Origin of the sequence: Thalassobaculum sp. (genome assembly GCF_040219615.1) — a bacterium.
In the GTDB taxonomy this organism is placed as follows: Bacteria; Pseudomonadota; Alphaproteobacteria; order Thalassobaculales; family Thalassobaculaceae; genus Thalassobaculum_A.
In genome coordinates, this window is sequence record NZ_JAVJSE010000010.1 from 381,493 (window position 1) to 396,033 (window position 14,541).

General features: G+C 70.4%; 17 protein-coding genes. 9 read left to right on the plus strand and 8 right to left on the minus strand.

The window, feature by feature from the left end; all coding sequences use genetic code 11:
• Positions 1-13 precede the first annotated feature (13 nt).
• Positions 14-151 carry a hypothetical protein gene (locus tag RIC31_RS06580; RefSeq protein ID WP_350104495.1) on the minus strand — a complete coding sequence of 46 codons (138 nt, stop codon included), beginning with the start codon at positions 149-151 and terminating at the stop codon, positions 14-16.
• 221 nt (positions 152-372) lie between these two features.
• Between RIC31_RS06580 and RIC31_RS06585 the strand changes: the two genes are divergently transcribed.
• Both RIC31_RS06585 and RIC31_RS06590 read left to right on the plus strand, forming a co-directional pair.
• Positions 373-1,332, plus strand: a complete 960-nt coding sequence (locus RIC31_RS06585; RefSeq protein WP_350104497.1) for a hypothetical protein — start codon at positions 373-375, stop codon at positions 1,330-1,332.
• 86 nt (positions 1,333-1,418) lie between these two features.
• On the plus strand, positions 1,419-1,607 hold the full coding sequence (locus RIC31_RS06590) for a PLDc N-terminal domain-containing protein (RefSeq protein WP_350104499.1): 189 nt from the start codon (positions 1,419-1,421) through the stop codon (positions 1,605-1,607).
• A gap of 63 nt (positions 1,608-1,670) precedes the next feature.
• Here RIC31_RS06590 and RIC31_RS06595 read toward each other — a convergent pair whose 3' ends face one another.
• The gene (locus tag RIC31_RS06595) at positions 1,671-2,303 is read right to left on the minus strand and encodes a peroxiredoxin (protein ID WP_350104501.1); all 633 of its coding nucleotides are present in this window, start codon (positions 2,301-2,303) and stop codon (positions 1,671-1,673) included.
• 178 nt (positions 2,304-2,481) lie between these two features.
• Between RIC31_RS06595 and RIC31_RS06600 the strand changes: the two genes are divergently transcribed.
• The 3 genes from RIC31_RS06600 (at position 2,482) to RIC31_RS06610 (ending at position 6,755) form a co-directional block, all read left to right on the plus strand.
• Positions 2,482-3,903, plus strand: coding sequence for an alkaline phosphatase D family protein (locus tag RIC31_RS06600; protein ID WP_350104504.1), 1,422 nt, complete (start codon positions 2,482-2,484; stop codon positions 3,901-3,903).
• Positions 3,904-4,083: 180 nt separating this feature from the next.
• Positions 4,084-5,637 (plus strand): cytochrome b, encoded by a 1,554-nt coding sequence (locus RIC31_RS06605; RefSeq protein WP_350104506.1) that lies wholly within the window; start codon positions 4,084-4,086, stop codon positions 5,635-5,637.
• A gap of 86 nt (positions 5,638-5,723) precedes the next feature.
• Entirely contained in the window at positions 5,724-6,755 is a 1,032-nt protein-coding gene (locus RIC31_RS06610; RefSeq protein ID WP_350104508.1) for an Ldh family oxidoreductase, read from the plus strand.
• 9 nt (positions 6,756-6,764) lie between these two features.
• On the opposite strand, the gene RIC31_RS06615 is transcribed toward RIC31_RS06610, so the two are convergent.
• Positions 6,765-7,754 carry a S1C family serine protease gene (locus tag RIC31_RS06615; RefSeq protein WP_350104511.1) on the minus strand — a complete coding sequence of 330 codons (990 nt, stop codon included), beginning with the start codon at positions 7,752-7,754 and terminating at the stop codon, positions 6,765-6,767.
• Between the two features lie 127 nt (positions 7,755-7,881).
• On the opposite strand from RIC31_RS06615, the gene RIC31_RS06620 reads away from it, so the two are divergent.
• Positions 7,882-8,256 carry a hypothetical protein gene (locus tag RIC31_RS06620; protein ID WP_350104513.1) on the plus strand — a complete coding sequence of 125 codons (375 nt, stop codon included), beginning with the start codon at positions 7,882-7,884 and terminating at the stop codon, positions 8,254-8,256.
• 115 nt (positions 8,257-8,371) lie between these two features.
• Here RIC31_RS06620 and RIC31_RS06625 read toward each other — a convergent pair whose 3' ends face one another.
• The 5 genes from RIC31_RS06625 to RIC31_RS06645 all read right to left on the minus strand — a co-directional run bounded on the left by RIC31_RS06625 (position 8,372) and on the right by RIC31_RS06645 (position 11,703).
• Positions 8,372-9,013, minus strand: coding sequence for a hypothetical protein (locus RIC31_RS06625; protein ID WP_350104515.1), 642 nt, complete (start codon positions 9,011-9,013; stop codon positions 8,372-8,374).
• A 181-nt stretch (positions 9,014-9,194) separates the two neighbouring features.
• Positions 9,195-9,530, minus strand: a complete 336-nt coding sequence (locus RIC31_RS06630; protein ID WP_350104517.1) for a hypothetical protein — start codon at positions 9,528-9,530, stop codon at positions 9,195-9,197.
• A 58-nt stretch (positions 9,531-9,588) separates the two neighbouring features.
• Positions 9,589-10,125, minus strand: a complete 537-nt coding sequence (locus RIC31_RS06635; protein WP_350104519.1) for a transcriptional regulator — start codon at positions 10,123-10,125, stop codon at positions 9,589-9,591.
• Positions 10,126-10,134: 9 nt separating this feature from the next.
• Positions 10,135-10,629: a response regulator gene (locus RIC31_RS06640; protein ID WP_350104521.1), complete on the minus strand. Its 495-nt coding sequence runs from the start codon at positions 10,627-10,629 to the stop codon at positions 10,135-10,137.
• A gap of 150 nt (positions 10,630-10,779) precedes the next feature.
• Entirely contained in the window at positions 10,780-11,703 is a 924-nt protein-coding gene (locus tag RIC31_RS06645; RefSeq protein ID WP_350104524.1) for a DMT family transporter, read from the minus strand.
• Positions 11,704-11,784: 81 nt separating this feature from the next.
• Between RIC31_RS06645 and RIC31_RS06650 the strand changes: the two genes are divergently transcribed.
• From RIC31_RS06650 to RIC31_RS06660, 3 genes are all read left to right on the plus strand, one after another.
• The gene (locus RIC31_RS06650) at positions 11,785-12,783 is read left to right on the plus strand and encodes a D-2-hydroxyacid dehydrogenase (RefSeq protein ID WP_350104526.1); all 999 of its coding nucleotides are present in this window, start codon (positions 11,785-11,787) and stop codon (positions 12,781-12,783) included.
• A 77-nt stretch (positions 12,784-12,860) separates the two neighbouring features.
• Positions 12,861-13,697, plus strand: a complete 837-nt coding sequence (locus RIC31_RS06655; RefSeq protein ID WP_350104528.1) for a DUF1194 domain-containing protein — start codon at positions 12,861-12,863, stop codon at positions 13,695-13,697.
• 80 nt (positions 13,698-13,777) lie between these two features.
• Positions 13,778-14,491, plus strand: a complete 714-nt coding sequence (locus RIC31_RS06660; protein ID WP_350104530.1) for a gamma-glutamylcyclotransferase — start codon at positions 13,778-13,780, stop codon at positions 14,489-14,491.
• The last annotated feature ends 50 nt before the right edge of the window (positions 14,492-14,541 follow it).

A 14,541-nucleotide genomic window follows, 5' to 3' on the forward strand; every position in this document is an offset into this window, starting at 1 on the left:
CACGCGGTGGCATTCACGCGGCCGCGAGGGCGATGCCTCGCCGGCGGGCATCGACGCGACCATGGGGAAGCGGCGGCCGGCTTCGCAGCGCCGTGCCGCGTTCGATGGCGCGCGTCGCGCGCGCACCGGTTCCAGGGTTGTCCTGCGACATGGCTTCCTCCGGATTCCGGCCGGACTCCTAGCCTTGCGGATTCCGGCCTCGCGCCGACTATGGTGGGCGCGACAGGGCCTGTCCGGTTTAGTGATTCGCTTTTTTTGGCTGTTTCCCGTAGAGATTCGTAAGTCCTTGCTGCCTTTTGCAGCGATACCGAAGGCACACACAGGTTTCGATCCGCCGCGGTCGGGTCGGAGGAATCGTTCGTCGGGGGACGGATGCGGCAGACGATCGACATCGCCAGAAAACTCGAGCTGACATCGATCGCCCTCGGTTGCCTGACCCGCAAGGAACTCTGCGCCGCCTTCGAGCGGGTCAATCCGAACACCGTGATGACCCTGCAGAACAGCTACAACTGGCAGAGCGGGCGGTCTTCGCCGCGGAACTTCGGCCTGTTCGAGGACTGGGCCGGCGCCCTCGGGCTCGCCGAAGGCCCGCACTTCATCATGACGAGCAGCCTCGAGGAGTTCGCGCGGGTGCTCGGCGAACGGCTCTCCCTCCCCGACCAGCTCCTGGATTCCTTCGGTCGGCAGCCGGCGGCACCCCCGGCGCCGGAGGCCGAGGTCGCTGCCGCCTGGCGCAACGGCGCCCTGCTGCGCGGCAGCTTCATGGCGCTGTCGCTGTCCTGGTCGCCGACGCAGCGCGGGCGCCTGCTGTGCGGCAGCATCGCCTTCGACGTCCAGCCCGGCGGCGGCCTGACGGCGGACTACCGGGAAAACGTCCTGGGTCGGCTGATCGGCTTCACCGGCGGCGGCATCGAGGACGGGCGAACCGGCCAGGTGACGCTGAAATGCGACGTCAACGGCGCCAGCTTCTTCATGGCGTTCCACCTGCCGACGCTGCCCGGAAACCTGGCCGGCGGCGTGTTCGCCGGCAACGCGCTCTACGATCCGAACTCGGAGCCGACGGCATCCGCGATCCTGCTGCTGCGGAACCACCGCCTGCCGCGGGCCGAACTCGACAAGGCCGCCGACTATCGCGACCTCGACGAGGCGAGCCTGTCGGAACTGCTGGCGATGCTGGGCTACGGACGCGATCCGGGACTGGCGGCGGAACGGGCGTTGTGCGAGCTGCTGTCCACCTCCGGCGACGCTCCCCCGATGGTTTCGGTGGCCCGGCACATGCTGGGGCCGGCCGCAGTCCTGCTGGATGCCCGCCGCACCGTGCCGCCCGAATAGCTCGGCCCGGCCGGATTGCAGCCCGGAACGCATCGTCGGGCGGGACGTTGCCGTACCGTCGATCGGCAATTGTTCAGGAGGGACTGATGGGAATCGAGGTGAGCGGCCTGTTCGGGCTGATCCTGCTGGCGCTGGATATCTGGGCGATCGTCAGCGTCGTCGGCAGTTCCGCTTCCACCGGCGGCAAGGTCCTGTGGATCCTGCTGATCCTGATCCTGCCCGTGCTGGGCCTGCTCATCTGGCTGTTCGCCGGGCCGCGGCCGGTCCGGGCGTGACCGGACCGGCCGGGCCGGGAATTGCCCGCGAACGGAACCCTTCCCCGGCGAGATCGCCTCAGGTCACTTCGGCTGCGGGACGTAGCGCAGATACGGCTTTTCGGTCCGCCAGCCGCCGGGGAACTTCGCCTTGGCGGCCTCGTCGTTCAGCGACGGCACGATGATGCACTCGCCGCCCTGCTGCCAGTTCACCGGCGTCGCCACCGAGTGCTTGGCGGTGAGCTGCAGCGAGTCGACCACGCGCAGTACCTCGTCGAAATTGCGGCCGGTGCTGGCCGGGTAGGTCAGGGTCAGCTTGATCTTCTTGTCCGGACCGATCACGAACACCGTCCGCACGGTCAGGCTGTCCAGCGCGTTCGGGTGGATCATGCCGTACAGGGTGGCGACCTTGCGGTCCTGGTCGCCGACGATCGGATAGTTCGGCAGAATGCCCTGGGTATCCTGGATGTCCTTCACCCAGACATGGTGGTCGGAGACCGGATCGACGCTGACCGCCAGGATCTTGACGTTCCGCTTGTCGAACTCCGGCTTCAGCTTGGCCATGTAGCCGAGCTCGGTGGTGCAGACCGGCGTGAAGTCCTTCGGATGCGAGAACAGGATGCACCAGCCGTCGCCGATCCACTCGTGGAAGTTGATCGTACCTTCGGTGGTGTCGGCGGTGAAATCCGGGGCGGTATCGCCGAGTTGGAGAGCCATGGATCTTCCTCCCATGCAGTTGGTGGGGCTGTGAGACCAATCGAAAATGAAGCGCGCAGCCTAACGCTCTTCGCGCGACAGAACACCTGTTTCCGTCGTCCCGTCGGATATACCGAACAGGTGCCGCCGCCGCCAGGATCGCGCCTGGCCACCCGGTGCGACTCGGGCCGGCGCAACCATGGCTGAACACCCCACGGTCGGCCCGATCCTGTTCGCCCGCGGCTGCGACCGACGGGCCTTCCAGCTGGCCGCACTGCTGGTCACCGGGGACCGCGAGGCGGCGCCGGTACTGATCCCGGACGGCGCCGACCCGGTTCCGCCGGTCCGGCTGGACGGCCGGTTCGGGCGGATCGTCTGGCGCTACGACTTCGCGCTGCCGGCACGGGCGGATGCGACCTATCGCCTCGGTCCGCAGGTGTTTCCGGTGGCGGCCGACCTGTCCGGCGACCTGCGCATCGCCTTCGTCTCCTGCAACGGCCAGGAGAACGGCGACCTGCGCCGCCCGGTCGACGAGCGCAACGCCATGTGGGAGCGCCTGGCCCGCGAGAACGCCAGCCGCCCGTTCGGCCTGCTGCTGCAGGGCGGCGACCAGCTCTATGCCGACGAGGTGCTCGACGCCGACCCCGGGCTGCGGCGGTGGTGGAACGCTCCGGTCCGGGACAAGGACCGGCACCCCTACACCGTCGCGATGCGGGAGACCGCCGAGCGCTTCTACTTCGAACGCTATCTGGCGCTGTTCGAACAGCCGGGGATCGCCGCGCTGTGCGCCCGGGTGCCGTCGCTGATGATGTGGGACGACCACGACATCGTCGACGGCTGGGGCAGCCACCCGTCGCGAACCCTGGACAGCCCGGTCGGCCGCGGCCTGTTCGCCGCCGCGCGCGCGGCTTTCGCGCTGTTCCAGCTGGCGCGGTCGCCCGACGAGGCCGATGCCATGGGCGGCACCCTCGGCTATGGCGCGGCGTTCCCCGGATTCACCGTGGTCGCCCCGGACCTGCGGTCGGAGCGCCGGCCGGACCGGGTCATGGGACCGGCCGGCTGGGCCGCGCTCGAGGGCTGGCTGGCGACGGCGAGCGACGGCGAGCGGCTTCTGCTGATGTCGACCGTGCCGCTGCTCGGACCGCGGCTGAGCTGGGTCGAGTGGCTGATCGGAGCGCTGCCCGGAATCGCCAAGTACAAGGACGACCTGCGGGACCAGTGGCAGAGCCGCAGTCACCGCGCCGAGTGGCGCCGGCTGCTGCGGACCCTGGAGCGCGAGGCGGTCGAGCGCGGCCGCGGCGTGACGGCGCTGTCCGGCGAGATCCATCTGGCGACGCGCGGCGAAATGGCGTTCGGCGACGGCAGCGTCCTGCACCAGCTGGTCGCCTCGGGGATCGCCCATCCCGCACCGCCGGCCGGCTATTCCGCCGGCCTCGGCCTGCTGGCCGCCCTCGGCGAGGATCCGCTCGAGAACCGGCCGATCCGGCTTCGGCCGTTGCCGGGCCGGCGATGGATCTACACCGGTCAACGCAACTACCTGGTGCTGGAACGCACCGGCACCGCCTGGACGGCCTGCTGGGAACTGGAGCACGACGGCCGGACCCCGGCACTCGCGCTCTGAACCGCCGGCCCACGCCCGAAGAACCCGATTGCCAAGGCCCCGATCTGGCCCGAATGTAATGGCGGATCCGTCACTGCGGGAGGGTGGCGTGTCCGACGGTCAGGGTCGTGCATCACCTGGGTGTTCGACCGCCGCCCACTCCCTGGGGCGTCGGGTATCAACGACGCAACGGAGAGAACCATGCGCCCGACGCAGGCCGATGGCGCCGCGGAGTCCTATGACGCCGTCAGCATCGCCTTCCATTGGATAACCTTCCTGCTTGTCCTGGCAATGTTCGCGCTGGCCCTCGCGCCGGGCGTGGTGAAGGGGTCGATCGAGCTGCACAAGTCGCTCGGGTTCGCGGTCTTCGCGCTGGTCGTCCTGCGGATTCTGTGGCGCGCTCTTCGCGGCCGGGCGCCGGACCACGGCACCGCCGAACCGATCCTGCTGCGGCTCGGCGCCAAGGCGGCCCACATGGCGCTCTACGCCCTGTTGCTCACCGCACCGGTCCTGGGCTGGCTCTACCTCGAGGCCAAGGCCATCGACGTGCATCCGTTCGGGATCTCCTGGATCGAGATGCCGAGCGTCATCTACTACGACCGGCCGCTCGCCATGGCGATCTACGGCTGGAAGCAGGTCGTCGTGTACGCCCTCCTGGCGCTGATCCTGCTGCACGCCGCGGCGGCGATCGTCTACCATTCGATCATCCGCAAGGACGCCGTGCTGCACTCGATCCTGCCACGGCGCTGGCGCGGCGGGGTCGCCGTGCTGGCGGCGCTGGTGGTCTTCGCCCCCGGCTCCGGGCGCGCCGAGACCTCGTTCGACGTCAACGCCTTCGCCGCGGGACTGGGGGCATCGCTCGCGAAGTCCTGCCCGATGGCCGATCCGGGCGACATCGCCGCGCACGACGCCTGCCGCCGTGGCATCGGCACCGGGATCGAGGCCGGCATGCGGACCGATTTCATCCTGTTCGGCGGGCAGCAGTCGACCAAGCACTGGCTGAAGGACAAGAAGACCTCGGTGTTCCGGGGCGACTTGTTCCAGGACATGTACATGTCGCTCTACATGTATACGGGCAAGGTCCGGGTCCAGCAGGCCCCGGACGGCCTGACCACGGTCGGCGTGCAGGCCTACTTCCGCAACAAGCTGCCGGCCGGACGCTATCCCTACCCGTTCTGGCACGCCCCGGCGAAGTGGCTGGCCTACGAGAAGGCGAACGAGATCCGGTTCCGCATGAACAACGACGGCAAGGTGGTGTTCGCCTATCGCGCCGACGTCGGCTCGGACGAGAACCGCGGGCCCTACGAGCATGTCGAGCACCCGTACTTCCTGGGCGAATGGATGTGGCGCGACAACAGCGGCGGCGCGCAGCCGGTCGTCACGCTGTTTTCGGAGATGTACAGCCAGGACAACCCGAATCTTGCCGCCCTCGACGACAGCTACCGCAAGATGGCGATCAATTTCCGGGACGCCGACTGCACGGTCTGCCATCAGCCGGAGGGCCATCGGAAGATGAACAAGCTGACCCTGCTGCAGACCCCCTATCATGCCGCAGCGGCGATCGACGCGGTGCTCGACGAGGTGCGGGCGGACAAGATGCCGGTGGACGACTACGACGACCCGAAGTCGATCGACACGAAGTTGAAGGCCGAACTGCTGAAGAACGGCGAGGCGTTCAAGCAGATGCTCGCGACCGCCGATGCCTGGGAGCGGTCCAACAACCGGCCGAAGGCGAGACCCGCCTCGGGCCACTGACGGAAGACGCCCGGCCGGCTTGCCACGGCGGCAACGGCCGGGCTATCGACGGGGTTCCCGCCGCGATGTCCCGATCGGATCAGTCCGTGCCGCGCTACAGCCCCGCCGACCTCACCGACCTCATCGCCCGCGTCTTCGAGAACAGCCGGGTGGCGCCCGCCATCGCCCGGATGGTGGCCGAGGCCCTGGTCCGGGCCGAGGCCGACGGCATCTCCAGCCACGGTGTCGCCCGGGTGCCGCCCTACGCCGAGCAGGCGATGAACGGCAAGGTCGACGGCTTCGCCGAGCCGACGGTGACCCGCACCGCGGCCGCCGTGCTGGACATCGATTCCCGGATCGGCTTCGCGTTCCCGGCGATCCGGCTCGGCCTGGAGACCGCCGCCGGCATCGTCGGCGAGACCGGGATCGTCGCCATCGGCATCAAGCACAGCCACCATTTCGGGGTCGCCGGCCACCATGTCGAGGACGCCGCCAGCCGGGGGCTGATGGCGCTCGCCTTCTCCAACACCCCGGCGGCGATCGCGCCCTGGGGCGGGGCGACGGCGCTGTACGGCACCAACCCGATCGCCTTCGCCTGCCCGCGCGCCGACGGCCCGGACGGCGGGAAGCGCCCGCCCCTGGTGATCGACCTGTCGGTGTCGACGGTGGCCCGCGGCAAGGTGGTGCTGGCCGCCAAGGCCGGCGAGCCGATCCCCGACGACTGGGCGCTCGATGCCGACGGCCGGGTCACCACCGACCCCAAGGTCGCGCTGGTCGGCTCGATGGCGCCGCTCGGCGGCCGCACCGCCGGCGCCAAGGGCGCGGCCCTCGGCCTGATGGTCGAACTGCTGTGCGGGGCGCTCACCGGCTCGAACTTCGGCTACCAGGGCTCGTCCTTCTTCGAGCCGACCGGTGCGCCGCCGTCGATCGGCCACCTGATCCTGGTGATCGACCCCGCGGCCTTCGGCGGCGGTGCCGGCACCGCCGCCCGTGCCGAGGAGATGTTCGCGGAGATCCTCAAGCAGCCCGGCACACGGCTGCCGGGCGACAGCCGCCTCGCCAGGCGGGCCGCCGCGCCGCAGGGAATCGTGATCCCCGACGCCCTGGCCGCCGAGATCGAGCAGCGCGCCGCAGGCTGACCGGTCGGGTCAGTAGGTCCGGTCCAGGCGCAGCCAGCCGCGCCGGTCGCGCGACTTCACGGTCACATCGCGCACCGCGCCGCCCGACAGGATCTTCAGCGGCACCTCGACCCCGGCCGGGCCGAGCGCCCGGACCCCGCGCCACAGCGCCTCCATCCGCCGGACCGGCTGGTCGCCGATCCCCAGGATCACGTCGCCCGGGCGGATCCCGGCGGCGGCGGCCGGCCCGCCGGGCGATACCCGGGCCACGACCAGCGCGCCGTTCGCCGGCTCCGGATACAGGCCGATCCAAGGGCTGGCCGGCGTGGTGGACTTCCCGAAGGCGAGCAGGTCGGAGAGGATCGGCGGCAACAGGTCGATCGGCACGAACATGTTGCCGGGCGGTCCGACCCCGTCGCCGGCGGCGTCGCCGACGATCAGCGAGCCGATGCCGACCAGCCGGCCTTCGGCATCGAACAGCCCGGCGCCCCCGAAATTCGGGATCGGCGGCGTCGTGAACAGCGCTTCCTCGAGCAGGTATTCCCAGCCGCCGGCGAAACTCCGGCGACCGACCACCAGGGTCTGCCCGCTGATGCCGGGGGCCGCCGCCACCGCGCGCTGCCCGGCGACCAGGCGGTCGGCGCTGCCGAGCCGGGCCGCCGTGCTGCGCAGCGGCCGCAGGGCCCGCAGCAGGCCGAAGCCGGTGTCGTGGTCGTAGGCGACGATCTCGGCCGGGACCGGGCCACCGCCGCTGTCGGCCACCGTCACCTCGATCGCCTCCATGATCAGGTAGCCGATGGTCAGGACCAGCCCGCCCTGGTCGATGACGACGCCGCCGCCGCGCCGCTCGGTGCCGAGCGAATCCGCGGTCCGGGAGTCCGCGGGCACGCGCGCCGCCACGGTCACCACGGAGTCGGCCGGGCGCGCGGCCGCCGCCGTCCCGTCATTCGCGGACAGCGGCAGAAACGTCAGGCAGAAAGCCAGGAACAGCAGGCGCGGGAACCGGGACGCAGCGGCCATGGCTGACCTCCGGTTAGATGGTTAACATCGCAGATGGTCCCGGCCGTCGCCGGAATCCAGCCCCGACGTGGCGGATTCCCGCCAAGTCTGGTAGCCTAGCATCAGGGAATGGCGACGGGTATCGACGATGGCGCGCGGACAGGAATACGTAAGGGCCAAGGCCCAGGAGGCGCTCGACGCAACCGACGGGAACCGCCACGAGGCAAGCCTCCTGCTGCGGGTCTGGGCGGAAGCGGACGCCAAGCTCTACAAGGCCCTGACCGCGCCCCTGCTGGGCAACCTTGCGGCCCTCGCTGTCCAGCGCGTGGTGGCGCCGCAGACCCAGGTCGGGCGGCAGCGCAAGCCGATCCGCGAAGCCGAGTTGCTCGCCGCGATCGGCTCCCGCAACGGCCAGTCGATGGCGAGCACCCGTACGGTCGGGGCGCCGCCGCAAGGCAGCGTGCGCCACAAGCAGGCGGTCACCCTGCTGGCCTCGGCCTACCGTCGCAAGCCGGCGGGCTGACCCTTCGCGCCCGCACGTCGTGCGGCACCTCAGGACGGGGGAGCGAATGACCGAAGCGATTGTTATTCTGTCATCCTGAGGTGCCCGCCGCCCCGCGGCGAGCCCCGAAGGACGCTCACTTCGGCCGCGCCACCAGCATGTTCTCGTAGAGCTTGGCGATATAGGCCGGGTCGGCACCGATCTGCTGGTTCGTCCGCGAGCGGTGCTCGGCGGTCTCGGCGACGCCGGCCGACACCATGATCGGCGCCGGCTCGTCCGGGACCACGGCCAGCCCGGTCTTCTCGAGCCCGCCGAGAATGTCCTGGCTCTGCTTGCGGAACCGCTGGAACGACGCGTCGAACATCGAGGAATCGCGCCGCGAGCCCGGGTTCGAGGCGCGCGACAGCGCCATCGAGAAGATGTCCAGGATCAGGTTGGAATTCCGGCTATCCAGCCAGGCCGCGATCATGGCGTTCCAGACCGCCGTGACATAGGTCCGCGAGCCCGAGCCCATCAACCCCTTCGACAGGGTCTGGTCGGCCGCCGCGACCATCGCGTCACTCGGCATCTGCGGAACGATCACGAAGCCCGCGAGTTCGAGCGACTCGATGACGTCCTTGGCGTCCTTCTGATACTTCTCCCACTCGTTCTCGATCAGGAACGAGCCGAGGATGTCGACCTCGTTGTTCTGGACGTTGTTGAGGAACTTCGCGAACTCCTTCGCGAAGTGCTCAATGATCGAGGGCTGTGGGCGTGGAGCCTGTGTCCTGCCGCGCATGCCGTGTTTCCTCTTCGAGAGCGATCACCGGATCGCCACTCACATCACTGAAAAGCTGCCGGCGTGTCCGCGATACCGTCGCCCGACGGCACACCGGCCATTCCACTCACTATAGACGAAAGCCGTTGTTTTTAAAATGCCAACGCGGCGAAACCATGGCAGCCACAGATCGCTTCGCCGGTCAGCGCTGGGGCTTCGGGCGAAGGAAGCGCGGCGGTGTCGGGATCGTGATCCGTTCGTCGCCGCCCGGCAGCTCCCGCCAGTCGCGGGCCGTGCCCTGCAGCAACCGGGCCTTCAGGCGCCTGGCGCGCCGCGCCGCGTCGCCCCCGATCCGGTCGCGCTGCCACCCCGGCAGGGCGTCGAAAGCCGCGCTGGCGGTGCGCAGATCGGCCTGCCGGCCCGACTTGTAGGCCCGGTTGACCTCGCGCGCGACCACGCTGGCCGGACCGAGTTCGGCAGTGACGGTCTCCGAAAGCAGTCCAAGGGCCTGGCGGTCCCGCCCATCGATCTCGGTCATGCTCGCCCCGTCCGACACCTGTCCGACCTCGAATAGATAATGCAGCCGCGGACCGCTGTCATGCTTCTCGCTCATGGCCGTCCGCCGGCTCCCCGTCGCCCGGTTCCGCCCGGAACTTGCGGCGGGCCTCGCCGAATGCCTGCACGATCGCGCTCTCGACGATGCCGCCGCGGCCGGTGATGCGGTTCGCCAGCACGGCGTACAGCGCATCGATGTGCAGCCCGACGACGCGTGCCTGACGATCCTCCAGCGTCTCCAGTCCGGAGACGAAATCGTTGAGAGACTTGCCGATCTGGCTCAGCAGATCGTAGCCGATGGTCCCGCCGGCCCCCTTGATCTCCAGCGAGTTGTCGTAGATCTCCGCGATCATCGCCCGCTGCTGCTCCGGCTCCGGCCGCGACTCGCGCAGCAGGCGCCGCATGGCCACCAGCCGCTCGGCGATGTCCGCGGTGAACGCGTCGCGCGACTTGTGGACCACCTCCTCGAGCTTGCGGACCACCTCGGGCGTGAGCCGCAGGTCGAAGCCGTCGCGGAAGTTGACCGCCTTCTGCTTGAGGTCGGCACGGGGCGGAATGATCTTGGGACGTCGCGCCACGGTGCCGCCTCAGCTGTCTGTCCGGCGCCGGTCCGGCCCGGTATACGGCACCTGGCGGCGCCGCCGGTCCGGCCCGAAATAGCCCTCGGCGCTCACGAAGGCCCGCGGCCGCGCGATCACCGCCACCAGCCGCCGGTACAGCCCCTCCACGTGGAACGGCTTCGCCAGGAACTCGGTGACTCCCATGTCACGCGCCTTGACCACGTAGTCCTCCTCGGAATTGGCGGTCAGCATGATGATCGGGACCATGCGGTCGTCCGATTCCGGCGAGTTCCGGACCCAGTCGATCAGGACCAGCCCGTTCTCCGGTACCAGGTGATAGTCGGTGATGATGACGTCGGCCGGCGAGCGCCGGAGCTCCTTGCAGGCATGCTCCACCGACCCCGCGATCCGGATCGCGGTGGCCCCCAGGACGTGGAGGATGTCGCGGATCAGCTGGCCCGACAGCGGGCTCCTGTCGACGACGAGGAAGCTCACCTTGGAGAAGTCGATCTTCTCGGGCATTCGCCTCCATCCCCCGCCGCGGCACCGCGCGCTCTGCTTTCACCGAAGGAAGCCGAAGTGCGGCTCCCAAATCGTCACGCGTACATCCCATGCATCAACGATGCCATGGTTGTCCACAGCGGCATACCCCGCGGTTTCCGCGCCTCCCGGTCACGCTCCGTGCCGCACCCGCTCGCGCAGCGAGATGTAGATGCCGCTGGCGACCAGGATGGCGATGCCGACCCAGGTCCAGCCGTCCGGGAAATCGCCGAACCAGTAGTAGCCGATGATCGTCGCGGTCACGATCTCGGCGTAGCCGAACGGGGCGATCAGCGCCGCCGGCGCCTTCTCGAAGGCGCGGATCATCAGGTAGTGGCCGCCGGCCCCGATGATGCCCATGGCCGCCATCTTGGCAAGCTGGACCGGCTCCGGCGTCACCCAGACCATCGGCATCGCGAGGCTGCTCGCCGACAGGCAGACCAGCGAGGTCCAGGCCAGGGTGACCAGCGGCGGCGCCGCATGGCTCAGCCGTCGGGTCAGGAGCACGTAGCCGGCGAAGCTGACGCCGGCGCCGAGCGCCAGCAGGGCGCCCGGCTGCAGCACGGTCAGCCCGGGCCGCAGCACCACCAGGGCGCCGGCGAAGCCGACCAGCACCGCCGACCAGCGGCGGACGCCGACCGCCTCGCCCAGGACCAGGGGCGACAGCGCGGTGACGATCAGCGGGGCGATGAACAGCAACGCCAGGGCGTCGGCGATCGGCATGGTGCGGATCGCCCCGAAGAACAGGAAGGTGCCGCACAGGATGCCGAAGCCGCGCGCCACCTGCAGCGGCAGCCGGATCGGCCGCAGCATGGCCCGCGGGCTGGTGGCCAGCGCCAGCGGCACGATCAGCATCGACTGGAACAGGAAGCGCGCCCACACCAGCTGGGCCGCCGCGAACACCTCGGTCATCGACTTGGCGAATCCGTCCATCACCGGCAGCAGCGCCACCGAGGCCAGCATCAGCCCGATGCCCAGCAGCGGCCGGTCGGGCGGCGGCGCGGCCGGCGCGGCCGGGTCCGGGGCGTTGGCGAGGGCGGCGGCGGGACGGGTCATGCTGTGCCAGCGTTCTTCTTGTGGTTTGCGGCACCGCGTCCCGGCGGCCTAGCATGGCCGGCCACGGTGGGGAGGATGCGGGTGTCCGGTCTCGAACGGGTGCGGCTGCACGTCAAGAACAATCGCGCCGGCGAGGACATCTTCCGGATGACCGAGGCGCTTGTCGCCGAGGCGGCGGCGCGCCGTCCCGAGGTCGCCGGGCGGGTCGACACCCTGATCGACTTCGACCTCGACCGGTTCTCGGAATCGATGCGGACCGCGCACGCCCTGGTCACCTGGGACCTGCCGACCGAGGACCTCCGGCGACGGGCGCCGGCCCTGCGCTGGATCCATATCATCGGCGCCGGGGTCGAGCATCTGCGGCCGCTGGACTGGCTGCCGCCCGGCGTGGTGCTGACCAACAACCGCGGCGTCCATGCCGAGAAGACGGCGGAGTCGGCGCTGATGGCGGTGCTGATGCTGAACAACCGGATCCCGGCCTACGTCACCGACCAGCGCGCCCGGCGCTGGGCGCCGGTGTTCGCCACCCCGGTCGCCGGCAAGACCGTCGCGGTGGTCGGGGTCGGCGAGATGGGCCACGCCGCGGCCCGCGCCTTCAAGCGTGCCGGGCTGCGGGTGCTCGGGGTGCGGCGCGGCGGCCGGCCCCGGCGCTCGGTCGACCGCATGGTCGGGCCGGACCGCCTGCACGAGGTGCTCGCCGAGGCCGATTTCGTGCACGTCGCCACGCCGCTGACCGAGGAGACCCGGCACCTGATCGACGGCCGCGCCATGGACGCCATGAAGCCCGGCGCCGGGCTGGTCAATTTCGGCCGCGGCCCGGTGGTCGACGTCGACGCGCTGGCCGAGCGGCTGCGCGACGGCCGGCTGGGCGGCGCCGTCCTGGACGTCCACGACCCGGAGCCGCTGCCCGCAGGTTCGCCGCTGTGGGACGTGCCGAACCTGATCCTGACCCCGCACGTCTCGTCCGACGACGACGTCAGCTACGTCCCGAAGACCCTGGACCTGGTGTTCGACAACCTGGGACGGCTGCTGGCCGGGCGGCCGCTTCGCAATCGCGTGAGACCGGCGCTGGGATACTGAGCCGGGGCTGCGACGCGGACCCGACCGTCTGCTACAGTCGTCGCAGGGGCCGGCATGGGCTGCGTCGGAGGTGACGGATGCGACCTCGAGGATGGCTGTGGGCCCTGCTGGCCCTCGTGGCATGGCCGGGCCCCCAGGCCCTCGCCCAGGCCCAGGTCGCGCCCGGCGCGCCGCCCGGCCGCACCCCCGTCGACCTGGAACTGGTGCTGGCGGTCGACGTGTCGCGCTCGATGGATGCCCACGAGCAGGCGCTGCAGCGCGCCGGCTACGTCAACGCGTTCCGTGACGCCGAGGTGCTGCGCGCGATCCGGTCGGGTCCGATCGGGCGGATCGCCGTCACCTATGTCGAATGGGCGGGTGCCGGCCTGCAGCACGTGGTGGTGCCGTGGATGCTGGTCGAGGACGCCGCCTCGGGCGACGGCGTGTCGCGCGCCCTCGAGTTCGCCCCCTACGACGCGAGGCGCCGGACCTCGATCTCCGATGCCCTGCTGTTCTCGGCCGCGCTGTTCCAGACCAGCGGCTTCGCCGGGTCGCGCCGGGTCATCGACGTGTCCGGCGACGGGCCGAACAACCAGGGCGTGGCGGTGGCGCTCGCCCGCGACCGCGTGCTGGACCAGGGCATCGTCATCAACGGCCTGCCGATCATGCTGAACCCGCGCCAGCCGTCGGGCTTCTTCGACGTCGCCGAGCTCGACCTGTACTACGAGGATTGCGTGATCGGCGGGTTCGGCGCCTTCATCGTGACGGTGACCGACCCATCCGAGTTCGTCTCGGCGATCCGCCGCAAGCTGATCCTGGAGATCGCGGGGCGGGTGCCCCGGGTGATACCCGCGCAGGCCAGCGGGCCGCTCGCCCCCACGGACTGCATGATCGGCGAACGGCTCTGGGAGATGTGGCTGCAGGGCCTGGAATGACGTGATGCCCTCGCGTCACCAATCCGTTTCCGGCCGACCGGCTCGCGCCGCCGCGCCGATCCCCTATATTGCATAGCGACATGTCCAGCGACCGCCCGATACCGCCTCCCGACGACATTATCCCCCTGACCAGGGAGAACATCCGCTCCGGCCGCATCCGCGACTGGGTGTCCAGGCATGACGGCAGCTTCAAGCCGCTGAGCGACGACGAGCTGCGCCGCACCCGTGCCGCCATGTTCCCGCCGGACGGCCGGCCCGACGGCCCGGTCTGGCTGTTCGGCTACGGCTCGCTGATCTGGAACCCCGCGATCGAGTTCGTGGAGAAGCGCCCGGCGACGGTGCACGGCCTGCACCGCCGGTTCTGCCTGCAGACCTATCTCGGCCGCGGCTCGCGCGAGCGCCCGGGACTGGTGCTGGCGCTGGACCGCGGCGGCTGCTGCCGCGGCGTGGCGTTCCGGATCGCGCCGGAGCATGTCGAGAGCGAGCTCGACATCGTCTGGCGCCGCGAGATGATCAGCCACGCCTACCTGCCGCGCTGGCTGACCGCGACGACCTCCGACGGCCCGGTCAGGGCGATCGGCTTCGTGATCAACCGCGGGCACGAACGCTATACCGGCGCCCTGTCGGAGGAGGCGGTGGCCGACACCATCGCCCACGCCGCCGGCTTCCTGGGGCCGTGCTGCGACTACCTGTTCAACACCGTCGAGCATCTCGACGAGTTGGGCATGCCCGACGCCGGGCTGTCGCGCCTCGCCCGCCGGGTGAAGGAGATCCGGGCCGACGGCCCGGCCTGAGCGGGCCGGAATGACGAGGGACGGGACGTGCGGACGCGCTCGGGCATACC